General features: G+C 56.4%; 21 protein-coding genes, 1 pseudogene and 2 riboswitches. Of the genes and pseudogenes, 14 read left to right on the top strand and 8 right to left on the bottom strand.

From position 1 onward, the window contains the following. Nucleotides 1-67: 67 nt before the first annotated feature. From HKD32_RS09010 to HKD32_RS08975, 8 genes are all read left to right on the top strand, one after another. On the top strand, nt 68-295 hold the full coding sequence (locus HKD32_RS09010; protein ID WP_061930062.1) for a hypothetical protein: 228 nt from the start codon (nt 68-70) through the stop codon (nt 293-295). Further along, a complete protein-coding gene (locus HKD32_RS09005) occupies nt 292-903 on the top strand; it encodes a Rieske 2Fe-2S domain-containing protein (RefSeq protein ID WP_061930065.1) in 612 nt (203 codons plus the stop codon). Before HKD32_RS09010 ends, HKD32_RS09005 begins: the two co-directional genes overlap by 4 nt. Next, nucleotides 900-1,460: a glutathione S-transferase family protein gene (locus HKD32_RS09000; protein ID WP_194257872.1), complete on the top strand. Its 561-nt coding sequence runs from the start codon at nt 900-902 to the stop codon at nt 1,458-1,460. Before HKD32_RS09005 ends, HKD32_RS09000 begins: the two co-directional genes overlap by 4 nt. Next, nucleotides 1,451-2,554: a BMP family ABC transporter substrate-binding protein gene (locus tag HKD32_RS08995; protein ID WP_061930071.1), complete on the top strand. Its 1,104-nt coding sequence runs from the start codon at nt 1,451-1,453 to the stop codon at nt 2,552-2,554. The genes HKD32_RS09000 and HKD32_RS08995 overlap by 10 nt, the downstream gene beginning before the upstream one ends. Next, nucleotides 2,547-4,133: an ABC transporter ATP-binding protein gene (locus tag HKD32_RS08990; RefSeq protein WP_061930075.1), complete on the top strand. Its 1,587-nt coding sequence runs from the start codon at nt 2,547-2,549 to the stop codon at nt 4,131-4,133. Before HKD32_RS08995 ends, HKD32_RS08990 begins: the two co-directional genes overlap by 8 nt. Beyond that, nucleotides 4,130-5,176: an ABC transporter permease gene (locus HKD32_RS08985; protein WP_061930078.1), complete on the top strand. Its 1,047-nt coding sequence runs from the start codon at nt 4,130-4,132 to the stop codon at nt 5,174-5,176. Before HKD32_RS08990 ends, HKD32_RS08985 begins: the two co-directional genes overlap by 4 nt. 2 nt (nt 5,177-5,178) lie before the next feature. Next, complete coding sequence (locus HKD32_RS08980) at nt 5,179-6,114, top strand: ABC transporter permease (protein WP_061930081.1); 936 nt, start codon at nt 5,179-5,181, stop codon at nt 6,112-6,114. A 114-nt stretch (nt 6,115-6,228) separates the two neighbouring features. After that, nucleotides 6,229-7,446: a cation:proton antiporter gene (locus HKD32_RS08975; protein ID WP_061930084.1), complete on the top strand. Its 1,218-nt coding sequence runs from the start codon at nt 6,229-6,231 to the stop codon at nt 7,444-7,446. A 47-nt stretch (nt 7,447-7,493) separates the two neighbouring features. Here HKD32_RS08975 and HKD32_RS08970 read toward each other — a convergent pair whose 3' ends face one another. Continuing rightward, on the bottom strand, nt 7,494-10,127 hold the full coding sequence (locus HKD32_RS08970; RefSeq protein ID WP_194257871.1) for a M1 family metallopeptidase: 2,634 nt from the start codon (nt 10,125-10,127) through the stop codon (nt 7,494-7,496). A 204-nt stretch (nt 10,128-10,331) separates the two neighbouring features. On the opposite strand from HKD32_RS08970, the gene panS reads away from it, so the two are divergent. Further along, the gene (panS, locus tag HKD32_RS08965; protein WP_061930090.1) at nt 10,332-11,267 is read left to right on the top strand and encodes a ketopantoate/pantoate/pantothenate transporter PanS; all 936 of its coding nucleotides are present in this window, start codon (nt 10,332-10,334) and stop codon (nt 11,265-11,267) included. Here panS and HKD32_RS08960 read toward each other — a convergent pair. After that, nucleotides 11,249-12,154 (bottom strand): annotated as a pseudogene (locus tag HKD32_RS08960) (LysR substrate-binding domain-containing protein). The gene panS and the pseudogene HKD32_RS08960 overlap by 19 nt on opposite strands. Before the next feature lie 117 nt (nt 12,155-12,271). Here HKD32_RS08960 and HKD32_RS08955 point away from each other — a divergent pair. Continuing rightward, nucleotides 12,272-13,162 carry an NAD-dependent epimerase/dehydratase family protein gene (locus HKD32_RS08955; RefSeq protein ID WP_061930101.1) on the top strand — a complete coding sequence of 297 codons (891 nt, stop codon included), beginning with the start codon at nt 12,272-12,274 and terminating at the stop codon, nt 13,160-13,162. A 38-nt stretch (nt 13,163-13,200) separates the two neighbouring features. On the opposite strand, the gene HKD32_RS08950 is transcribed toward HKD32_RS08955, so the two are convergent. Continuing rightward, nucleotides 13,201-14,919, bottom strand: coding sequence for a M20/M25/M40 family metallo-hydrolase (locus HKD32_RS08950; RefSeq protein WP_194257870.1), 1,719 nt, complete (start codon nt 14,917-14,919; stop codon nt 13,201-13,203). A 136-nt stretch (nt 14,920-15,055) separates the two neighbouring features. Between HKD32_RS08950 and HKD32_RS08945 the strand changes: the two genes are divergently transcribed. Beyond that, nucleotides 15,056-15,610 carry a histidine phosphatase family protein gene (locus HKD32_RS08945; RefSeq protein WP_228118878.1) on the top strand — a complete coding sequence of 185 codons (555 nt, stop codon included), beginning with the start codon at nt 15,056-15,058 and terminating at the stop codon, nt 15,608-15,610. Here HKD32_RS08945 and bluB read toward each other — a convergent pair. The 5 genes from bluB to cobT all read right to left on the bottom strand — a co-directional run bounded on the left by bluB (nt 15,600) and on the right by cobT (nt 19,206). After that, entirely contained in the window at nt 15,600-16,238 is a 639-nt protein-coding gene (gene bluB, locus HKD32_RS08940) for a 5,6-dimethylbenzimidazole synthase (protein ID WP_194257869.1), read from the bottom strand. The two genes, HKD32_RS08945 and bluB, sit on opposite strands and share 11 nt — an antisense overlap. Nucleotides 16,239-16,260: 22 nt before the next feature. Beyond that, complete coding sequence (locus HKD32_RS08935) at nt 16,261-16,977, bottom strand: CbtA family protein (protein WP_194257868.1); 717 nt, start codon at nt 16,975-16,977, stop codon at nt 16,261-16,263. A gap of 15 nt (nt 16,978-16,992) precedes the next feature. Beyond that, a complete protein-coding gene (locus tag HKD32_RS08930) occupies nt 16,993-17,211 on the bottom strand; it encodes a CbtB domain-containing protein (RefSeq protein WP_194257867.1) in 219 nt (72 codons plus the stop codon). A 35-nt stretch (nt 17,212-17,246) separates the two neighbouring features. Then, nucleotides 17,247-17,384, bottom strand: a riboswitch (cobalamin riboswitch). After that, nucleotides 17,381-18,148: an adenosylcobinamide-GDP ribazoletransferase gene (gene cobS / locus HKD32_RS08925; RefSeq protein ID WP_194257866.1), complete on the bottom strand. Its 768-nt coding sequence runs from the start codon at nt 18,146-18,148 to the stop codon at nt 17,381-17,383. It overlaps the preceding riboswitch by 4 nt. Beyond that, nucleotides 18,145-19,206 carry a nicotinate-nucleotide--dimethylbenzimidazole phosphoribosyltransferase gene (gene cobT / locus HKD32_RS08920; protein WP_194257865.1) on the bottom strand — a complete coding sequence of 354 codons (1,062 nt, stop codon included), beginning with the start codon at nt 19,204-19,206 and terminating at the stop codon, nt 18,145-18,147. Before cobT ends, cobS begins: the two co-directional genes overlap by 4 nt. Nucleotides 19,207-19,266: 60 nt before the next feature. Here cobT and cobU point away from each other — a divergent pair, with 60 nt between their 5' ends. The 3 genes from cobU to cobW all read left to right on the top strand — a co-directional run bounded on the left by cobU (nt 19,267) and on the right by cobW (nt 21,630). Then, nucleotides 19,267-19,797, top strand: a complete 531-nt coding sequence (gene cobU, locus HKD32_RS08915; RefSeq protein WP_194257906.1) for a bifunctional adenosylcobinamide kinase/adenosylcobinamide-phosphate guanylyltransferase — start codon at nt 19,267-19,269, stop codon at nt 19,795-19,797. 37 nt (nt 19,798-19,834) lie between these two features. After that, nucleotides 19,835-20,068, top strand: a riboswitch (cobalamin riboswitch). Between the two features lie 120 nt (nt 20,069-20,188). Next, nucleotides 20,189-20,581 carry a DUF1636 family protein gene (locus HKD32_RS08910; RefSeq protein ID WP_010503290.1) on the top strand — a complete coding sequence of 131 codons (393 nt, stop codon included), beginning with the start codon at nt 20,189-20,191 and terminating at the stop codon, nt 20,579-20,581. Then, nucleotides 20,578-21,630: a cobalamin biosynthesis protein CobW gene (cobW, locus tag HKD32_RS08905; protein ID WP_061930120.1), complete on the top strand. Its 1,053-nt coding sequence runs from the start codon at nt 20,578-20,580 to the stop codon at nt 21,628-21,630. The genes HKD32_RS08910 and cobW overlap by 4 nt, the downstream gene beginning before the upstream one ends. Nucleotides 21,631-21,634 lie beyond the last annotated feature (4 nt).

The following is a 21,634-nucleotide window of genomic DNA, read 5'->3' as shown; positions in this document are numbered from 1 at the left end:
TGGAATAAGGAATATTAATAAGCCGGAAAATTCTTATTGTGAAATGAGATAAGGAGGGCATGATTATATGGTCCGGGAGATTCGTCTCACAGGGCATTTTGATCCTGAGGCGTTGCAGGCCTTCGCAAAGGCCCGGGCAAGGCTTCTGGCCGTGGAGATTACAGAAATGTCCGTATCACAGTCCTGTTTCGAAGCCCGGATCATCGGGGAGGAAGCCCTGCTTGGCATGTTTGAAATGTCCTGCCTTCTGGGTCCTGCAGGCTGTATCGTGACTGATGTGGAAGACATCGCGTGACAGACTGGTTTCCCCTTGCTCTTGGGATGGATGTCCCATCTGAAACCGCAGCACCGGCTCGTTTACACGGGAAAGAAATCGCGCTGTGGCGCGGCGCAGATGGGCAGGTTCATGCCTGGGAGGACCACTGCCCCCATCGAGGTATGCGACTGAGCTTCGGCTTTGTGCGGAATGGCAATCTGGCTTGTCTGTATCACGGCTGGCAGTTTGGTGCGGACGCTGCCTGTCGTCATATTCCAGCGCATCCTGAATTACGCGTACCGGGAACAATCCATGCTCATGCCTATCGGGCGGAAGAGCGGGCCGGAGTGATCTGGGTGTCGCTGAATGAGGACGAAAGTCTGGACGAACTGCCGGATATGGATGCGTTCGGCGCGCGCAGTATTCTCGTCCAGGCACCTTTGGCTTCAGTGCGTGCCGCTCTGGCGCTTCCGGAGAAGGGGTGGGAGTGGCAGGAAGACTGTCTCGTAGCCGCTCATGAACCCGAAACCGGTCTGACAATGCTGCACATGGCATCTGCAACGCTGGCCAACAGGCTGGATATTGCCGCCAGATCCAAAACGACCAGAGATCGTCTCGAAGCACTCAACGAAAAGGTTCCGGCATGAGGCTGCGAGACTGGGCACTCGACGACCGGTGCTATGCCGTCCGGCTGGGCGCGTCGTTGATGGGCGTGCATCTTTCAACCATCACAGACGCTGCTGCCCTGGAAACCGGACCCGTGCTTGAAATTGACGGGGGTTGTCTTCGTGGCTCCGCCGATATCCTGCAAAGAATGACCAGTCTGCCCGAAGTCTCCCGAGACTGGCATCTTGGTATTGGTGAAGAACGGCGGGACGCGTGGGCAGAAAGTGCGCTGGAACGTTTTTCGCATCTTCGCCGGGCCGCGCTGCTGGCTGCGTTACCCACAGACGGTGTTCCTCCCTCAGCGTTTCGTCTGATGACTGAAATTGAAGATCGCCTGTCAGACGACCGTCTGTGTGACCGCCCCTGGGTCTCAGGAAGGCATCCGGGTGTTGCCGATATTCTGCTGTTCCCGATCGTCGCTTTAAGTCAGGATCTGGAAGTGCCGCTGGATCTCTATCCGGCGATCCGAAATTTCATCCGGCAGTTCAAGGCGCTACCCGGATTCATGACGATGCCAGGAGTGCCGGAATGTCATTGAAAGACCTGACACGTCTTCCCCGGCGCAGAGCATTGGCCGCTCTCGGAAGTTCGCTATTGCTGCCTTCCGCGCTCAAGGCTGCCGAACGCCGTTTCGCACCTATTCGAGAAGAAGATCTTCTGGTCGGCTTCGGGCACACCAGTCCCATCACGGATGGTGGCTGGAGTTATGCGCATAATCAGGGCGTTGAAGCCATGAAGCGCGCCTATCCGGCAGTGAAAACGCTGTTTGTTGAGAGCGTGCCGTATTCCGCGGACGCAACACGCATCTTTCGCCAGTTCGTCGCAGAAGGCGCTCAGATGGTCATCTCCACGTCCAATTATGGGGATTTCATCAAGGATGTTGCAGACCGGGCACCGAATGTGGCGTTTATGGAATGTGACGGTCATACCGTCAGTAACAATCTCGGCTGGTATTACATCACGCACTGGTATGCGAGCTACGTGATCGGCATTGCAGCAGCCCGTCTCAGCAAAAGCGGGAAGCTGGGATATGTGGCGTCCTTTCCAGTGCCATCCGTCTATGCGAGCGCCAATGCTGTTCTTCTGGGCGCCAGATCGGTCAATCCGAATGCGACGATGCGCGTCATTTCCATCAACTCCTGGTTCGACCCGCAAGCCGCAACCGAGGCTGGAGCGGCTCTCGTGGACAGTGGGTGTGATTTCCTGTGTGGCATCATGGATGATCCGGGCTATCTGCGTGTGGCGGAAAAGCGCGGTGTTTGGGCAGCTATGTGGAACACCGACATGCGAGAGTTTGGGCCAAACGCCTATGTCAGTTCTGTCACGCTGGATTTCGCTGATTTCTATATTCAACAGGTCGGCGCACGGATCCGGGGGGAATGGGCCCCGGAAGGTCGTTTCCTGACGCTGGGGAAGGGTGTCGACCGAGACCGCTGGGGCCAGAACGTGCCCGAGGCGGTCCAGAAGGAAGCTGACGCAGCCCGAGACCGGATGCTGGCTGGATGGTCACCCTTCCAGGGACCAATCTATGATTCAGACGGTAAACTCCGCGTTCCGCCGGGTCATGTCATGACAGACGCGGAGATGTATGGATGGACCTGGCAGGTACAGGGAGTATCCGGCCTTGGCTGACGTCACACATACGCCCAATGCACCGCCGCGCCATCTTCCCGCCGGAACGCCGCCCATTCTGGAACTGGTGAACATCGCGAAGTACTTTCCCGGTGTCATCGCCAATGAGCATGTTTCCCTAAACGTCTTCCCTGGTGAAATTCACGCGCTTCTGGGTGAGAACGGGGCAGGGAAATCCACTCTGATGAACGTGGTCACGGGTCTGTATCAGCCAGATGCCGGTGAAATCATTATTGATGGATATGGCACTACATTCCCGGCTCCGGATGCCGCCATTTCGGCTGGAATTGGCATGGTGCACCAGCATTTCCGGCTGGTGCCGCGCTTTACGGTTGCGGAAAACCTGCATCTTGGCTGGTCCGAGATGCCCAAGCGCCTCTCGGCAAAAGATATCGAAGCACGGGCAAAAGCGCTTTCTACCAAATTTGGATTGCCAGTGCGGCCTTCGGCGATTGTTTCCTTATTGTCGGCTGGTGAGCAGCAGCGGGTCGAAATTTTGCGTGTGCTTTCTCGCGGCGCGCGGCTGCTCATTCTGGATGAGCCCACGGCAGTTCTTAGCCCAGTCGAAGTCGGGGAGCTGTTTTCGGCTCTACGGCGATTTCGGTCTGAAGGTGGAGCGGTTATCATCATCAGCCATAAGCTGGACGAGATCATGGCTCTGGCAGATCGTGTCTCCGTTCTGCGGCAGGGGCGCCTGGTCGGCACCCATCAGGTGGCTGATGTGACGCCCGACAGCCTTGTGACGGAAATGATCGGTCGTCCCGTCGCTCTTGCGACGTCCTATCCCCGCCAAGCTCTCGCTCCGGTAGATGGGGAGGCAGACCCACTTTCTCTCCAGCAGGTCACTGTGCGCGATAATGCGGGGGTCGTGCGGCTTGATAATGTCAGTCTTTCCCTGCGCCCCGGCGAGATCCTCGGAATTGCAGGGGTGACAGGAAACGGCCAGCCTGAACTGGCAGAAGTTCTGACCGGTCTGAAAGACCCTGAAAGTGGAACCATTTTTCTGAACGGCAAGGCTGTAAACCGTGCGGACCCGGCTATGTTTGCCCATGCAGGCGTTGGGCACGTCCCGGAAGACCGCCTCAAACGCGCTTTAATGCCGGGTCTGAGCGTTGCGGAGAATATGGCATTACGGGAATATGACCGCCCTCCTATTGGCGGAAAATTCAGATTTTCCCTGCCGCAGGCTTGCAAATTCGCTCAGATGCTTGCCGACAAAGCAGGTGTCAAACTCCCGGGAACACAGGTGCAGATCCGTGGACTGTCTGGTGGCAATCAGCAGAGACTGGTTCTGGAGCGAGAAATACGGATCGCAAGCCATGTTCTGGTCGCGAGTTATCCAAGCCGTGGCTTGGATATCGGCGCCATTTCCGCGATGCGCGACATGCTCGCCTGCGCCCGGGACGCAGGTGTGGCCGTAGTTCTCATGTCAGAAGATCTGAACGAAATTTTTGCTCTCAGCGATCGAATTGCCGTCCTGTATGCAGGGCGTCTCATGGGGATCATGGCGCGTGCGGATGCAGATAGAGACAGTATTGGGGCTCTCATGAGTGGTCGTAGCCTGTCGGAGGCAGCATGAGCGCTGTATCGCATCGGACCCGTCTGACGGTTGTTCCCTCGTATCGCATCGCTGTAGGGCGGGGATTATCCATCCTTGCAGCTCTCAGCATTGTCGCCATAACTCTAACTACCATGGGACGCTCTCCCGTTGAACTCGCTGGGCTGATTGTGCGCTCTACGGTTGGCTCCCGGTTCGGAATTGAAGATCTGGCCCTGTTCATGACCCCGCTGATGCTGACAGGCGCGGCAGTCTGGGTCGGTATTCGTGTCAATTTGTGGAATATCGGCGCTGAAGGGCAAGTCTATGCTGGCGCGACTGCCGCGACGGCGATCGGGCTGTTCACACACTGGCCTGCACTTGTTGCGCTGCCCGCCATGATTGTTGCTGGCATGCTCGCCGGTGCAGCCTGGATCTTTGTGCCAGCGGCTGCTCGGGCATGGTTGGGTGTGAGTGAAATCGTCACGTCGCTTCTGCTCAATTTCGTAGCTTCTTTGCTGGTCTATTATCTTGCAACGGGCCCATGGGCCGATCGCGTCACCGGAGCTCTGGCCTCTACCGAGCGTCTGCATACGGCTTTCCCGGAACTCTGGGGTGCCGTTCATCTCGGCTTTATTCTGGCGCTTGCAACTGTCATCGGTCTGGGGATTGGTCTGGCCAAGAGCCGCTTCGGATACGAAACGGCGGTCTGTGGCTCGAACCCACAGGCTGCGCATTACGCTGGAATTGGTGTTGCTCCCCGCATTCTGGCTGTTTTGCTTCTGTCGGGTGCCTTGGCGGGGCTGGCGGGTGTCTTTGAGGTCGCAGGAACTGTGCACCGGCTTCAGGGAGGCCTTGCCAACAACTATGGCTATCTGGGTATCGTCGTTGCGCTGTTGGCTCGCGGATCATGCCTCGCGCTGATTCCGGCTGCTCTCCTGATGGCGTTGATTCTTGATACAGGCATCGTTCTACAGACCACCCAGATCAGTTCGTCGGCTGTTCTGGCCATCACCGGCCTTCTTGTTCTCGCCATCGCGGCGGGAGACGAACTGGCGGCCTATGTCCGCGTGAACAGGACCTGACAATGGCACTTCTCAGCGATCTTCTTGGTCATGCCGTTCTTTCCGGTAGTGTTCTGGCTCTTGGTGCGCTTGGCGAGGTGATTGCCGAGCGGGCTGGCGTTCTGGATCTCGGTGTCGAGGGCCTCATGTCTCTCGGGGCTGTCGTCGCCGTCATGACAGTGACGGCGACGCCCCATCCATGGCTAGGCCTTCTGGCTGCCGGATTGGTTGGAGGGCTGGGAGCTGGCGTTCTGGCGCTTTCGAGTGTGGTACTTCGTGCCAATCAGGTTCTGTGCGGCGTTGCCATTACATTCCTAGGGCTGGGTCTGAGTTCCGTCATAGGCCGGTCTGTTGCCGGTATTCCTGTGTCTGCTGTATTTGAACCCGTCTCTATTCCGGTTTTTTCGTCCATTCCCGTCATTGGACCAGCCTTTTTCAGCCAGAATGTGCTGGTTTATCTGATCTATCTGGTTCTGCCGGGTCTGGTGCATTTCTGGATGTTCCGAACACGTTCCGGGCTGGATCTTCGTGCTGTTGGCGAAAATCCGGCCGCTGCCGATGCGGTCGGTGTACCTGTTATGCAGCTGAGAGCGCTGGCTGTCATTCTGGGAGGCGTTCTGGCCGGTCTGGCGGGTGCTGATCTGACCCTGGCTGTGGTTCCGGTCTGGTCAGATGGAATGATTGCCGGGCGAGGGTGGATTGCCGTCGCACTTGTGATCTTTGCGGGTTATCGCCCTGTGGTGGCTGTGCTGTCTGGCCTGTTGTTCGGGCTGGTAACAGCTGTCGGTTTCATGGGGCAGGCGAGAGGGTGGCCGGTGGCGCCAGCCATTCTCAATACCTTACCGTATCTCGGAACGGTCGCCTGCATCATTGTGCCGATGCTGGCATTTGCGAAACTCAGGTCCGCGATGGCCGCACCGGCGGCTCTTGGAACACCATACTACCGGAGTGGAAGATAACGCTTCGTAGATTATGCAGGTTGGTCATGTGCTCTGCCCCGGTTGTATCGGTTTGCACATAGGGCTCATAATCGCGTACCCTATCCTTTCATACAGGTACAATAGGGGAGGCTGATGACAAACATTACGGCACTTTTTGCAGATGCTGCGGTTTTCGTTTTTCTCCCATGGGTTTTGTGGCACCTTCTTTACAGAGCAATACCGATTGTTGTTCTTCCTATACTTATCGGTATAGTGATCTCCGCCTGGCATCTCCCGGTTAAATCACTGGGCATCCCGTCTGTGTACGGAAGTGATATTGGCTGGGTTGCTGTTCTTGTTCTGGCGTTTACTGCCGGGCTGGAGATGTGGCAGCCCCCCGAAGAGACAGCGGCAGACCATGCATTGCCAGATCCCTCCTTGGGGCGGCTTCTGGGCGGAGCTGCTGTGGCCCTTGGCGGGCCGCTGCTGGTAGGTTCTGTTCTCGCTTACGAATTTTTCCTGCCCCTGCCGGGATGGCATCCTCCGCATGCCCAGCTATGGGTTGCCGCAGCGTCGATCGGGCTATGTATTGCGGTCAGCGCGCTGCCTGTTTTGATTGGTGTCGTCAGGGAGCTTAATCCTTCGCAGCGCCCACTGGGTCAGCTTGCGCTCAAACTCGCAGTGATTGATGACGCTGCGCTCTGGATCGGATTGGCTGCCTTGCAGGTTGCAGAACGGGGCACTGCCGCGTTGCATGGTTGGACCGGTCTGGAAGTACTGGCGATTGCACTACTGGTCGGGCTGGCGCTGCTTGGAAACTGGGCGTCCCGCCATTTCCGCCATCCGCCTCTGGCCGTGATCTGGCTCGCCGTTCCTGTCTATCTTGCCGCCGGGTCCTGGGCGAGTATGCAGCTTGGTCTTCATGAACTGATTGGCGCCTATTTCGCGGGTGCGATCATGCCCCCATCGTGGGTCCGTCGCCTGCCTGTTGAGAAGGTCGGGGCATTCTCCTTGATCTGGCTTGCTCCAATGTTCTTCGGCCATAGCGGCCTGAATATTGATGGTGACGCCCTGACATGGCCTTCCGTCATTGCTTCGCTGTCTCTGGTTGCCATTTCGATCGTGACCAAGATTGTAGCTGTGTACATTTTCCCTCCTGCAGCAGGCCTCAGCCGCCGTCAGGCGTTGAGTGTTGGCGTGCTTCTGCAGTGCAAAGGGTTGATGGAGATTGTCGCCGCAACGATCTTTCATGCTCAGGGCATGATCTCGGAGTTTGCGTTTGCATCTTTGATGGTTCTGGCTGTGATTTCCACAGTCCTGACAGGCCCGATGTTCAAGCTTGTCGCGCCTCGATCCAAAGCCGAAGCTTGAAGAATGGGAGGATCATCGGATCCTCCCAAACTCTGTTTTTCTAAAAATCAGTGATGCGTTGAAAGCCAGTCGTGGATCTGTGTCTGGGTGGCACGGATGGCGTCCTGACGGGCATTGATTGTGTTGACCGCCTTGGCTGTCGCAATCTTGGATCCGGTTGTCTTCGTGGCCCATGGATCACTCTGTAGAGCGGCCAGAACCTGCGGGCTGTTGGAGTGAGCGGCGATGGTGGCGAGGAAGTCGTCCTGCGACCAAGGTGCAAGATGGGTGCGGATATCGGCCTCGTGTTCCTTCACCAACTTCCAAACCAGATCCGGGTTTTCGCTGGAGACTGCAACGACCGCGAGCGAACGGGCAATCCGTCCATTCGGAATAGCGCCGCTATAAGCCAGTTCGACAGTCTTGCGGATCAGATCCGGGTTTGTTGCGCTGGCGAGTGCAGCGAAATAGCGCAGCTTCAGCTCGGTGGCCTGCGTCGTACGAACCTTGTCAGCCATAAAGGCCCATGTCTGCTCGTCAGCGTTTTTCATGGCAATCGTTGTGACGGCAGCGACAAGATCAGGGCGCAGGGATGCCGGGTTGGCCTTCCAAAGCGCAAAGCGACGCTTGGCTTCCGCGGTTACCTTTGGATCGTTGAAGGCTCCGAGCGCGCTGATGACCGATGGGCGCAGCATCGTATCCAGAATAGTCTCGTGGGGCTTTTCGTCCCAGCCAAGACGCGCCAGAACGGGGGCCAGACGGCTTCGGGCATAAGCCTGAAAATCAGCGCGATCCGAGTTGCCGATTTCATAAAGATCAATCGTTTCCAGACGGTCGATAATCTCTTCAAGAACCGCAATATCGCTCTCATGCGCCGTCGTCAGACGGTCCACGAGATCCAGATACGGAGCCAGCCCCGCCTGACCTGACCGGAAGAGGGCATACTGGTCTCCAAGCAGATTGGCGCGGTCCACAGGCGAGAATTTGCTGATGGACGCCGCCAGTGCAGCCAACGCGCCCTTGTCGTAGGACACACGATAGTAGCCACTTTCGCCAAGATTGAGCTTGAACGGTGCATCACAATGCGGCGTCGTGATGGTAACAGGTTCCGTTCCCAGAACGATCGTCTTGCTGGGAAGTCCGGGGCCACCAGAAACAACCGGGATGCTCCACGTCAAGAGCTGGGCCTGCGGGTCATGAATGGTGAAGCGGCTCTGCGTTAGCGTATAAGTCGCCTGATCGTTCTGGCAGAACGACGTCACATTGACCTGCGGAATACCCGGCTGTTCCGTAAAGCTGCGGGCGACCTTGGCAACGTCCTCGCCAGATGTGGAGGACAAGGCGTTCCACAGATCCTGACTGGTGGCGTTTCCGTACGCATGAGCCTTCATGTAAGCGCGCATTCCATCGCGGAACTTGTCTTCGCCCAGCCAGCCTTCCAGCATCCGGATGACGAGTTCACCCTTGCCATAGCTGATGCTGTCAAACGCCGAATTGGCTTCGCTGACGTTATGGATTGTCTGCTGGATCGGATGTGTGGTGGCGAGAGCATCAATCGCCATCGTCTCTTCGCGGGTCTCATGCTGCCGCGGCCAGATGTCCCACTGAGGGTTCAGCTTGTCCGTGACCTTGATTTCCATCCAGGACGCGAAACCTTCATTGAGCCAAATGTTATTCCACCAGCCCATCGTCACGAGATCGCCCGACCACTGATGGGCCATTTCGTGTGCAACGACTTCGTGGATCAGCTCACGGGTCCGGGGCGTGCTGTTTTTCGGATCAAAAAGAAGAACATTGTCGATGTATGTGAGGGCGCCCCAGTTCTCCATCGCACCGGCCTGATAATTGCCGGGAATAGCCAGCATATCCATCTTGGGAAGAGGATATTTTACACCGAAATAGGTGTTGTAATACGGCAGGATCTTCTCGGCGGATTCAAGGGCGTAACGGCCCTGTTCCTCAAGGCCTGCTGGCGCATACACGCTCATGTCCGTGCCGTCAGCGCCGCCATGGACTGCACCCATATCACCCGCAACAAGCGCCAGAAGATAGCTGGACATGCGGGGAGTAGGAGCGAAAGACACGCGCTTGGTTTTTGTATCCTGCTGTGTAGTGCCGATGATGGGCATGTTGCTGACGGCGGCATCATCGAACGGCAGGGTCACGTTAAGCTGGAAGCTGGCCTTGAACGCGGGCTCGTCCCAGCCGGGGAACATCCGGCGTGCATCGGCAACTTCAAACTGCGTCACCAGCATCCGGCGCTTCTCGCCTTTGGCTGAGGTGTAGTCGTTAATATACAGGCCGTTCGGTGTCTTGAGGATCGGTCCCGTGTAGCTGATGGCGAGCGTATGCGGGCCTTTAGGGACCGCCTGTTCAAAATGAAGCGTCGCTGTTTCCGCGGCATCATCCTGCCTGATGGTGGCGTGATGGGTTCCATCCAGAATGGCTGCTGAGAGTTTCAGGCCAGCCTGATTGAGGACGATATCCTGCGTATCGGTCAGGACGTTCACGTCAATGTTTTCCTGCCCTTTGAGGGTCAGGTGCTCAGGATCAGTTTCAAGATCAATGACATAGGTTTCCGGAGCAACCGTCTTTGGAAGTTCTCCCGGGGTCTGCTGGAACGAGAAAGTGCCCTCGGCATGAGCCATCGCATAGGGCAGGCCGGCAAGAAGTGTACTAAGAGCCAGAAGGCGACGCATCATGAAGTCTGTCCTTGATCGGTAAAAGGAATAGCGAAAACGGCGTATGACGCTGTGTTTCAATGGTGATCTGAACGTTGCATACTCGGTTAGGACAGGAAAGGGTGGAAGTGAGATTGCCGGACCTCTCCATCTTGGCATGTGTCAAAATCTCCCCGATGCCGGTATGAGGAAGTCCACTGCGCGAGAATGGAGACGTCCCGTTAGATGATGACACGCCTTTTCCCTGTCTGGGCCATTCTGGTGACGGTCGGTGCTATTGTATTTCCTGCACCATTCCTGAAGCTTCTGCCCATCATCACGCCGCTTCTCGCTTTCATCATGTTCACGATGGGCGTTTCCCTAACGGTGCAGGATTTCTCCCGGATCTCTCGCCGCCCTTATCCCGTTCTGGCGGGGGTGGGCCTTCATTATCTGGTGATGCCTCTCGCCGCCTGGGGTATTGCTCATCTGCTCGGGATGCCGCCTGCGCTGGCGACTGGTATAATCCTCGTTGGATGCGTTTCGAGCGGTACTGCTTCGAATGTCATGATCTTCTTGTCCAAAGGGGACGTCGCACTGTCTGTCAGCATCAGTGCGCTCTCCACACTGGTTGGGATTTTCGCGACACCATTATTGACCCGCCTTTATGTCTCGGCTGGCGTATCAGTTGATAGTTGGGGCCTGTTTCGCAGTATCATTACGATGGTGGCGTTGCCTGTTCTGGCGGGTGTTATTGTCAATACACTCTGCCAGCGCATGGTGAAGCGCGTTGAGGCTGCTCTTCCACCCATCGCCATGGTGTCCATCCTGCTGATTATTGGCTGTGTGGTGGCTGGAGCAGGGCCTTCCCTTGCTCAAGCTGGTCCGCTGCTCATGCTGGGTGTCGTTCTGCACAATGCTATCGGGCTTGCGGGAGGGTACTGGGGAGGGCGACTTCTGGGTTTTGATGAATCCGTTTGCCGAACACTGGCTCTTGAGGTCGGGATGCAGAATTCTGCACTCGCAGCCACATTGGGCCGTCTGTATTTCTCCCCCGTTGCAGCCCTTCCAGGAGCTGTGTTCTCGGTCTGGCACAACGTGTCAGGGTCTGTTCTCGCCACAGTCTGGGCTGGCCGCCCGCGAAAAGAGAAAAATTCTGACACTCAGGATGCCGCCAGATAATACTGAAGGCGAGGGACCATGAAATCCAGAAAGGCTCTTACTCGGGGTGGGCTCTGACGGCCTCCCGGATAGAGCGCATGAATGTCTTCTTCATCCTGCACGCCTGCATCAGCCAACACTTCGATCAGCCGCCCTGCCTGAATATCATTCCGCACATGATATTCGCCTAACCGTGCCAATCCCGCACCCTGAACGGCCAGCCTGCGTACGGTTTCCCCGTTGTTGGCCAGAAGCGGCCCGCGCACTAGCCGATCAACCAATCAACCTTTTTCATGAAGAGGCCAGACAGGCGCTGATCGTTGGAAATTGAAACCCAGACACCGGTGATGGCTCAGATCTCTGACAGTCTGAGGCGTTCCATGTCGGGCCAGATAGGCAGAAGAGGCCACGATCTTGCGTGGAGCAGATCCAAGATGCCGGGCGGTCAATCCTGAATCCTGCAAACGCCCTACCCGGAACGCAACATCCGTTCGATCCAGATAAAGGTCGGTCATTTCGTCTGACAGGGAGAGGTCAATCACAATATCCGGGTAAGTCTCCCAGAAAGCAGGCAGAAGGGGTTCAAGCCCAAGCGTTCCGAATGCAACCGAAGCATTCACCCGAACCGTACCCTGTGGCTGCATGTTGCCGGTCGTTAGACTGCGTTCAATGTCATCAAGGTCCGCAATCAGGGCTGTGGCCCGTGCGTAATAAGCTTGCCCTTCCTGTGTCACGGAAAGGCGACGTGTGGATCGTTCAATCAGACGCAATCCCAGACGTGCCTCGATGCGTGCAATCAGCTTGCTGACCGTCGAAGGCGTCATTCTCAGAAGACGCGCTGCCTCTGAAAAACTGCCACTTTCCACAACGCGCACGAAAACCTGCATTTCGCGGACGCGATTATCCACAACGCCACCTATGAATTCCTTTCATAGGTTTTGTGCAATCTGAGGGAATTATCAAGTCTCAAAGAAAAGATCATCTTCCCCTCACGTTCTAGCTTTACTGAAGCAGAGGCAAAACAGATGAAAATCTTCATCACCGGCGCAAGTGGCTATATCGGGGGTTCCGTCGCAGCCCATCTCGCCGCAAATGGCCATCAGATCCGAGGCCTGATCCGCGATCAATCCCGCGCGGGAGAACTTCGATCTTTCGGCATCGAACCCGTTGTGGGTACCCTCGACGATAGCGACCTTCTGATGGTCGAGGCACAGAATGCAGATGCCGTGATCAATGCAGCTGACAGTGATCACCGTGGTGCAGTTGAAGCGCTCTTGAAGGGGCTCGAAGGCAGCGGAAAGCCGTTTTTGCATACAAGTGGCAGTTCTCTGGTCGGAGACGAAGCCCTCGGTGAACCTTCCGATGCGATTTTTACGGAAGAAACTCCTGTAACTCCGGCACCTGACAAGGTCGCGCGTATCGCAATCGATACTCTCATTCGGAATGCCGCACCTGATATCCGCTCAGTGGTTCTGTGCAACACCATGATCTACGGACGCCATCTGGGGCCAGTTTCGCAAAGTGTTCAGATTCCGCCTCTCGTGGCGCAGGCCCGGGAAAGCGGCATCAGCCGACATATCGGCCGTGGTCTCAATCGCTGGTCAAACGTCCATATTGCAGACGTTGCCGTGTTATACGAACTGGCTCTTACGAAAGCGCCAGCTGGCAGTTTTTATTTTGTTGAAAACGGCGAAGCATCGTTTCGTGAAATCACGGATGCGATTGGTGCCGCTTTAGGCCTTGGGCCATCGAAGGATTGGGCCCCTGAAGAGGCGATCAAGCGCTGGGGCCGTGAACTTGCAGTGTTTGGCCTGAGTTCCAACAGCCGTGTCCGGGCTGACAAAGCGAGGAGGGAACTTGGCTGGACACCAGCCCATCGTTCATTGACGGACTGGATCCGGCAGGATCTTGCCTGAAAATATCCGAGTGGAACGAACCGCTCGGATATTTTCTCTTAGTGAGCCGAGCGGGTGTTGTCGCTCTTCTCCCGAATGGCCCGGAATTCCGAACCACCCTTCCAGGTCGGCCAGTCATGCGAGAAGGCGGCGCTATAGCCAACCTGACGCACGACTTCAACGTCCTGCGCCGCGCCGCGCACATCCCAGTCGGCGCTCCAGGCATCACAGGCCTGATGGTAGCAGGCCATATAAGACGTCAGCCACTTGCTGCCTGCTGCTGTTCCGCCATTGAGCAGATCGAACGGGCCAGCCATGTCCATCACGGCGAGAACGGGCACGCCAGCTCGCGCGAAGGGCAGGTGGTCTGCACGATAGAATGCGCCACGTTCCGGCATGGCTTCCGGCTGCGTTGTACGGCCCTGCTTTAGAGCTGCTGCAGAAAAGTCATCCTGAAGGGTATCCTGACCCGCGCCGATGATGAAGGCATTATGGGCCGGTCCCGCCATCTGAAGAACATCCATCGTCAGATTGGCAGCAGTCTTGTCCAGCGGGGCGAGCGGATGCGCCACATACCAGCTTGATCCCAGCAGACCACGCTCTTCACCCGTCCAGGATGCAAAGCTCACAGTGCGCTTTGGCTTCGGGCCGTTTTTGAAAGCACGCGCGATTTCAAGAACAGCGGCAATGCCGGAACCGTCGTCGATCGCGCCACGGCGGATGACGGTGTTACCCTGTGCATCGGTGCTCTTGCCAAATGCATCCCAGTGAGCACCGAACATGACGGTTTCATCCGGATAGGTCGAACCTGTGATCTTGCCGATCACGTTCTGGCTCTGGAGATGATCCACCTTGACCGACATATCAAGCGAGAACGTCGTGTCATGAATATTGACCGGGTGGAAGTCTGGCGAACGGGCCTGACGACGCAGACGATTCAGATCCAGACCGGTCTGGGCAAAGAGCGCATGGGCCGCATTGCCTTCGATCCAGCCAATCAGCGGAACGGACTTCAGATCCTTGTCGTCAGGCAGGATGTCATATTCCTCACCCTGCGGCGCAACAACGGTGCTCCACGGATAGGATGCGCCCGGCGTGTCATGAATGATGAGCGCACCTGCGGCACCGCGACGGGCTGCTTCCTCGAACTTGTACGTCCAGCGGCCATAATAGGTCATGGTCTTGCCGCCAAAACGTCCGGCTACAGGCTCTTCTGGTCCAGCGTCAAAATCCGGATCGTTGACAAGAAAGACCGCAATCTTGCCGTGCAGATCAACCTGTTTGAAATCGTTCCAGCGACGCTCGGGAGCCGTAACGCCATATCCAACAAATACCATCGGAACATGGGACAGGCGCAGACGTTGGATGGGCTGCAACGTGGAGAGGGCCACGTCCTTAAGCTGGTGCAGTTCCAAAGTATGACCGCGCGTGGTGACGGTCGCTGTGGCTTTCGGGTCAGGACGGGTGCGGATCATCGGGACGTTCTGCGTCCAGCCGCCGTTCTCGCCACCCGGTTCAAGACCGATCTTCTGATACTGCTCGATCAGCCATTTGACCGTAACGGCTTCTCCCGGCGTGCCCGGTGCCCGGCCTTCGAACTCATCCGACGACAGCACACGCATTGTCTCGGACATCCGCGTGGGATCAATGGGGCCGGAGGCGCCGGTGTTGGGAGCTGCCTGCGCGGTGGAAAGGCCAATTAAAAAAGAAGTTGAAGCGAAAGCCGCCAACCCGGTGGCCAGTCGTAAACGCTGGCGGAAAGACAATGTGTGCATCATGTCCTCAGTGTGTTTTGAAGATAGGTCTAATGAGATAACAGGCACTTTACACATCACACGGCCGTTCCGGAAATGGTCTAAAATCGCTTGTAGGGCGGGTTGACGAAAAACATGCGCCACCCCCATGTTTCCACACATGAAACTTGCCACACTCCCGGTTCTTCTCTCACGTCATCCACAGGTCGCAGATGCCGAAGGCGTCTGTTACGGACGAAAGGATATGACGCTGATGGCAGGATGGGAGCCAGTTGCGGCTGGCCTGTTGACGCTAGCCAAGGGAATTGGCAGCTCAGTTATTTATACATCCCCGTCTTCGCGTTGTTTGGCTGTCGCGCAAAAAATGGCAGAGCGAAGCGGTTTGCCAGTGTTGCAGGATGATCGTCTTCAGGAACTGTATTTTGGATGTTGGGAGGGGCTGGCTTGGGCTGATATTCCGCGTCAGGCTCTGGACCACTGGGCTAGCGATCCAGAGGGTTTTTCTCCACCCGGAGGAGAAAACGGAAAAAGCCTTCAGGAGAGAGTGCAGGCTTTCTGGTCGGACCTGCTTCGGCTAGCGCGACCAGCTCTGGTCATTTCTCATGGTGGACCATTACGCCTGCTGGACGGTCTGGCCCGCGGAATAAAGCAGCCGGATCTTCTGGCGCCCTCCATGCCGCAGGGAAGCAGCCGACTGTACTACGTTAGCGTCTGATCCACTGACGACGTTCCGGATTCCGTTTTTCCCAGCCCATGCGCTCCAGCTCAGGCGTATCAGCTTGTTCTGTCGGGTATCCTACGCAGAGATAGGCTACGAGATCCCAGTTGGGTTCAGCGTTCAGTATTGTTGAAACGGTCTCAGGATCAAGAATTGACACCCATCCGAGCCCGGCCCCCGATGCTGTTGCCGCAAGCCAGAAGGTATGGATTGCCATGACGGCAGACCATGTCGTGGTTTCGGGCATTGTTGCGCGTCCAAGGCCATGCCCCTGATCTGGTGTGGTTTCGCAAAAAACTGCAACATGGTGAGGAGCATCATCCAGCCCGGCCAGTTTGAGACTGGCATATCCAGCTGCCTGTTCTCCGTCATATCCCTCAAGTGCGCGGGCATTGCACGTTTCGAAGCTTTTTCGAACCGCTGATTTCCGGGTTTGATCTTCCACAAGAACAAAACGCCACGGCTCGCTCAATCCTACAGAAGGAGCGAGCGTTGACGCCTGAAGCAGATCATCCAGAAGTGCAGGAGCAACAGGTTCACGTCTGAAATGACGGACATCCCGGCGCCAGGTAAAAAGACGCTCAAGATCAAGCCGAAAATCTTCAGAAAATGCAGCAGTTGTCACAGTTTTTTCTTTTCCGAACTTTTCAGTCGACTTGTTTCTGAAGGACGCCAGCCGCCAGCGGACCAAAAAGTAATCCGAGCGTAATCCACAGAACGGCCTGCATTCCAAGCGCCGCTTCACGAAACCGCCAGAGAACCGTCGCAGGAAAATCCGTAGGCACTTCATCAATATCAGGCATTCCAGCTTGAGCTGCCACGATAAGGCTGATGAACACTGCAATGGTCACAAGTATGCCATTCCATTGACCAAGGCGCCGGATAAGAGGTCGGCTGGTCATGAAAGCGGCGGTGGCTGCACAGAGCGAAAGAAGGATCATCCCGAAATAGGTTTCAGTTCGGAGCGTGATCGTTTCAGGTAAACCTACGGCAGGAGGGTTGGGAGGATATTTCAGATCCGGGACAAGCACAAAAATTACGAAGGCAGCGGCTGCCAGCAGGGCTGAAAGTGCGCGCGGCGAAAAGCGCCCGATACGACCGTAGGAAAAAGCGAAAACCGTTGCGAAAATCCCGCCATACGCTGCACCGTACATGACAGCAGCCGTTAGAAGCCCAAAGGAAGCCTGTACGGATCGGCTGACCAGTTCAGGTTCGGGTAACTCCCCAGAAGCAAGATCTTTAGCACTTTCGAAAGCGATGGCCAGATTGACCTGAGGCTCCCCAAAGATACGAGCGAACAGAAATGCGAGAAAAGCAGCAGCAACCCCGGCCATCATGCCGCGGGTCAGAAGGCGACCAGCCATGTTTAAGACCTGCCGTTAGTGGCAGGGGAAGCCAAGCAGATGACGGCCATCATGAACGAATTCATGCACTTCGTGGCCTGAGATCAGGGATGTTGCACCCTGTTCTGCGCCTACAAAGTAGAGCAGTATCAGGCTCAGTATGACTGTAAAAACAGTCCACGGCACAAGAGCACGAACGGGAATAGCAATCGGTGCTGGGGTGCTGCTGGAAAGTGAGGAGAGGCTCTGGCTCATGATGGGCTCCGCAAGGAAAATGTGCGTTCTGCGGTGAAAACTGCTTCGGAAAAGGAGGTCTGACTCCGCATTGAGATGGCAAATGCGTTACAGTGGCGCGACCGCACCGGGTTTACACCGGTTTCCCCTTATTTTTCTGGTTATCAAAGTAATCTTCCACACAGGCGTGTCAACTGTTCCCTGTCGCAACGAGTGCTGTCAGAATAACACACTCCGTGATGCTGGCTGTGGCTCCCAGAACATCACCTGTATATCCGTTTAAAAACCGCTTTGCCGTAGCTCTTGAGACCGCTGCGACGCACAGAGACAATAGACACGTTAATACAGCGATACGGGATGAAACGCAGAGCACCGTGACACAAAACGCCGAGAACAGGCATCCCAGGACCTGATTCCGCGTCAACCTCTCCAATTGTCGTGCCAGGCCATTGTCCCGAGCGGGACGCAAAGTAAAAGGCAGAAGTGGCAGCACAGCTCTCGATAAGGTGCCTGTCAGGGCAAGAGCAGGAATGACCAGAATGATTGGTAATGCAGCAAGTGCTGTAACACGGATCAGAAGGCAGACCCCGAGTGCCAATGCTCCGTAACTTCCAATCCTGCTATCACGCATGATCTCCAGTCGTCGCTCTGCAGTATAACCGCCGCCACAGCCATCAGCCATATCGGCCAAACCATCTTCATGCAGGCCTCCTGTCAGAAGGATCTGTATTGCAATGCTCCAGACTGCCGCGACGGTAACCGGCACATGAACAGCGCATAGGCCCAGAAAAACAAGGCCGGTTAAAACACCTACAAAAGCGCCAATAAGTGGCCAGCACCAGACCGACCGGGACAAGGACCATTCCTCTCCCGTGACGCGCAGCCATCCCAAGGGAAGACGCGTCAATAACCCGGCACCACAGGCAATATCTTCCCGAATGGTTCGCCAGAGTTTCATTCTGTTGAGGGCGCGGACTTCTGGGAAACAGAAGCTTCCGCGAATGTTGCCATGCCATTATGGCAGGCTATGGCGCCGCGCAGAAGCGGAATGGCCAGACCTGATCCTGATGCTTCTCCCAGTCTCAGTCCGAAATCCAGAAGAGGTTCCAGCATGAGAGATGCAGCCAGGTTGCGGTGCCCCGCTTCTGCGGAGCAATGGGAAAGACGTGTATGATCAAGTGCTTCCGGGACTATCTTCACAAGAGGAAGAATTGCCGCGGTACATACAAATCCATCGAGCAAGACGGGAATGCCATGATGACGCGCGGCCAGAACGCTTCCCATGATAGCTGCCAGCTCGTATCCACCAAGGTGGCGGGCGACCTCTAATGGGTCACTCAGAGTGCCCCTGTGAAGCGTGATGGCCTCATCAATGACCGCTGCTTTCAGCTTGAGCCCGTCATCGTCAAGTCCCGTCCCACGACCAGCCCAGTCTTTGCCTGTTCCGCCCAGAAGGGCCGCGCATAGAGCGGCGGCGGGTGTTGTATTGCCAATTCCCATTTCACCGGGGCAAAACAAATCTGCGTCCTTGGGCACAGCTCTGTACCCGACTGAAACAGCAGACAGAAAATCTTCTTCCGTCATTGCTGCGGTCTGTGAAAGGTCTTCCGTTGCCTGCAGGTTCTGAAGGCAAACCACGCTCAGATCAGCTCCGGCATTGCGGGCAAGCTGATTAATAGCCGCCCCACCATGCTCGAAGTTCGCAACCATCTGGCTTGTAACGTCCGAGGGCCAGGGGGAGACGCCACGCTGAACAACACCATGATTGCCCGCGAAAATTGTGATCTGGACTTTATCCAAAACAGGCCTGTCCGTGCCCTGCCATTCACCAAGCCAGAGCGCAAGTTCTTCAAGTCGCCCCAGGCTGCCGGGAGGTTTGGTCAGCAGGGCATCCCGTTGCCTGATGCGGTCTCCACAGGCACGATCTGGCTCAGGTAGCGACAGGCAGGCCGTCCTGAGGTCCTTCATGCTGGGGAAAGAAATGTCTGGAACGGAAAATGAAGCATCAGTCGGCATGAGGTGTCTTTTGTGCTGTTATCCGGGCACATGCAAGATAATGAGACGGGAGAAGACGTGATGCATTCGGATGGCCCAACAGGCCAGCGTCAAATTTCGTTTGTTTTGGGAGGGGCTCGATCCGGGAAAAGTAGCGTTGCTGAAGCCCTTGTCACTAGCCAACCTGCGCCATGGATCTATCTGGCGACCGGTCGTGCCTACGACGAAGAGATGCGCACCCGGATTGCTTTACACCGTGCCAGTCGGGGAGCCTTGGGATGGCAGACGATCGAAGAACCTTATGATATCGCGAACGTACTTCGGAATGCAGGGCCGGAACCTGTTCTGGTCGATTGCCTCACACTCTGGCTGACCAATCTTGTTCTGGATGAAAGAGATGTCAGCGCAGCGGTAGAAGACCTGTTGTCCGCGCTCTCAGAGCGCGCGCATCAGACCGTTCTGGTGGGCAATGAAGTAGGGCTGGGAATTGTTCCGGAGAATGCTTTGGCACGGCGTTTTCGGGATGAGGCGGGTCTTCTGCATCAGCGGATTGCTGCTATCGCGGACGAGGTGCTCTTCGTTGCTGCGGGGTTATCGCTGAAACTCAAGTAGGTGCCCTACAAGGCTTTTGACACTCCAGAATAGCAGCGATAGGAAAGAAAGTGATGGTTCCTCCGAAAGGAGGATGAAAAGGGAAGCTGGTGCGATCTTGTGGATCAAATCCAGCACTGCCCCCGCAACTGTGGACGGTTATCTGTCCTGCCAGCATGGCTTTTGGGCCATGCAGCCACTGGAAATACGTCCGGGAAGGTCTGGCAGGAGAGGAGGCGCTGAAAGCGTCTCGGCCGTAAGTCAGGAGACCTGCCATCGGAGCCAAGTGTCATGATCCGGCGGGGTGCCCGGACTGTGAGGGCGCGCCGTTGCGGTGGGTCCCCTCCGAACTCCGGAGGCCTTTTACTGCGCCTTTTGTTATGCCCGTCCGGGCTGCAAGAGAGACGAAGCCATGGCAGAAACCCTGCCTCAGACCAGACCCGTCCTGCATGTCTGCGTAACATGCCGTCGTGGATTGCCACTGACTGACGATCCCGTTCAGGGGCGTCAGCTTTACGAGGCACTTGCCCGGCATGCCGAGAAAGACAATTTCAGTATCCAGCCTGTAGATTGCATGGCCACATGTAGTCGCGGCTGCGTCGCGGCTGTGTCGATGCCGGAAAAATGGACCTTGATCCTTGGGCAACTTGGTCCAGAGAAAATCGAGGACCTACGGACGTTCCTAGGCCTCTATCGAGCCTCAAAAACGGGAACAGTCATGCCGTCAAAGCGCCCGGCTTCTCTTTCTGATATGATCCTCGCTCGTCTGCCAGCGTCTCTTTCTGTCTCACAGGAACTTTCATGATGTCCCAGTCCATTTCAGGTATCGGCCGCAAAATTCCCGTTACGATTATCACAGGCTTCCTCGGTGCCGGAAAAACGACGCTTTTGCGCAATCTACTGGCGCAAGCGAACGGGCGCAGGATCGCTATTGTGGTCAACGAATTTGGTTCTCTTGGGATCGATGGAGAAATTCTGCGCTCCTGTGGCATCGAAAACTGTCCGGACGAAGATATTGTCGAACTGACAAATGGCTGCCTGTGCTGCACCGTTGCAGACGATTTCATTCCCACCATGCAGGCCCTGATTGATCGTCCTGATCCGCCGGAACATATTGTCATCGAGACGTCCGGTCTTGCGCTCCCCAAGCCTCTCCTGAAAGCGTTCAGCTGGCCTGATATCCGTACACGCATGACGGTGGATGGCGTGATTACGCTGGTGGATGCACCTGCCGTAGCAGCAGGCCGTTTTGCCGATGATCCGGCTGCAGTAGCAGCCCAGCGGGCGGCTGATCCGTCTCTTGATCACGATAATCCTCTCGCTGAAGTCTATGAGGATCAGCTGAATGCGGCAGATCTGATCGTTCTCAACAAAACCGATCTTCTGGAAACCGTCGAGACGGATGCTGTCGAGGCAGCCATCATCAAGGCTGTCCCGCGTAAGGTCGTAACATTGCGGGCCGTTGAAGGACGTCTTGATCCGGCCGTTTTGCTTGGAATTGGAGCCAGTGCGGAAGATGATCTTCAGGCACGACCGTCCAATCACGATGGAGCGGATGATCATGAACATGATGATTTTGAGAGCTTTGTTGTTGTCATGCCAGAGCAGGTCGGTGTTGATGCGGTCCTGAAGCGCCTCAGTGACGTGGCGGGTACGTTCGATATCCTGAGAATGAAGGGTTTTGTGGCAGTACAGGGCAAGAAAATGCGCCTGGCTGTACAGGGCGTGGGAACACGCTTTCGTCATGAATTCGATGTGCCCTGGACAGACGGCACGCGTGACGGACGCTTGGTCGTGATCGGACAGACCGGTCTGGATCGCGCAGCCATCGAAGCCGCGTTACTGGGCGCCTGAGTTC

Origin of the sequence: Gluconobacter japonicus (assembly GCF_015244665.1) — a bacterium.
Classification (GTDB): Bacteria; Pseudomonadota; Alphaproteobacteria; order Acetobacterales; family Acetobacteraceae; genus Gluconobacter; species Gluconobacter japonicus.
The sequence above is the reverse complement of the archived record's forward strand: the minus strand, read 5'-3'. Positions and strand labels throughout refer to the sequence as shown.

Excerpts from the sequence above, each read along its gene's own strand:
- HKD32_RS08955 (WP_061930101.1), top strand. The coding sequence starts at position 12,272 with ATGAAAATCTTCATCACCGGCGCAAGTGGCTATATCGGGGGTTCCGTC.
- cobT (WP_194257865.1), bottom strand. The coding sequence starts at position 19,206 with ATGCCGACTGATGCTTCATTTTCCGTTCCAGACATTTCTTTCCCCAGC.
- HKD32_RS08945 (WP_228118878.1), top strand. The coding sequence starts at position 15,056 with ATGAAACTTGCCACACTCCCGGTTCTTCTCTCACGTCATCCACAGGTC.
- HKD32_RS08980 (WP_061930081.1), top strand. The coding sequence starts at position 5,179 with ATGGCACTTCTCAGCGATCTTCTTGGTCATGCCGTTCTTTCCGGTAGT.
- cobW (WP_061930120.1), top strand. The coding sequence starts at position 20,578 with ATGATGTCCCAGTCCATTTCAGGTATCGGCCGCAAAATTCCCGTTACG.
- HKD32_RS08995 (WP_061930071.1), top strand. The coding sequence starts at position 1,451 with ATGTCATTGAAAGACCTGACACGTCTTCCCCGGCGCAGAGCATTGGCC.
- HKD32_RS09010 (WP_061930062.1), top strand. The coding sequence starts at position 68 with ATGGTCCGGGAGATTCGTCTCACAGGGCATTTTGATCCTGAGGCGTTG.
- HKD32_RS08935 (WP_194257868.1), bottom strand. The coding sequence starts at position 16,977 with ATGGCTGGTCGCCTTCTGACCCGCGGCATGATGGCCGGGGTTGCTGCT.
- cobU (WP_194257906.1), top strand. The coding sequence starts at position 19,267 with ATGCATTCGGATGGCCCAACAGGCCAGCGTCAAATTTCGTTTGTTTTG.
- HKD32_RS08930 (WP_194257867.1), bottom strand. The coding sequence starts at position 17,211 with ATGAGCCAGAGCCTCTCCTCACTTTCCAGCAGCACCCCAGCACCGATT.
- cobS (WP_194257866.1), bottom strand. The coding sequence starts at position 18,148 with ATGAAACTCTGGCGAACCATTCGGGAAGATATTGCCTGTGGTGCCGGG.
- HKD32_RS08950 (WP_194257870.1), bottom strand. The coding sequence starts at position 14,919 with ATGATGCACACATTGTCTTTCCGCCAGCGTTTACGACTGGCCACCGGG.
- HKD32_RS09000 (WP_194257872.1), top strand. The coding sequence starts at position 900 with ATGAGGCTGCGAGACTGGGCACTCGACGACCGGTGCTATGCCGTCCGG.
- HKD32_RS08970 (WP_194257871.1), bottom strand. The coding sequence starts at position 10,127 with ATGATGCGTCGCCTTCTGGCTCTTAGTACACTTCTTGCCGGCCTGCCC.
- HKD32_RS08975 (WP_061930084.1), top strand. The coding sequence starts at position 6,229 with ATGACAAACATTACGGCACTTTTTGCAGATGCTGCGGTTTTCGTTTTT.
- HKD32_RS08985 (WP_061930078.1), top strand. The coding sequence starts at position 4,130 with ATGAGCGCTGTATCGCATCGGACCCGTCTGACGGTTGTTCCCTCGTAT.
- HKD32_RS08910 (WP_010503290.1), top strand. The coding sequence starts at position 20,189 with ATGGCAGAAACCCTGCCTCAGACCAGACCCGTCCTGCATGTCTGCGTA.
- panS (WP_061930090.1), top strand. The coding sequence starts at position 10,332 with ATGATGACACGCCTTTTCCCTGTCTGGGCCATTCTGGTGACGGTCGGT.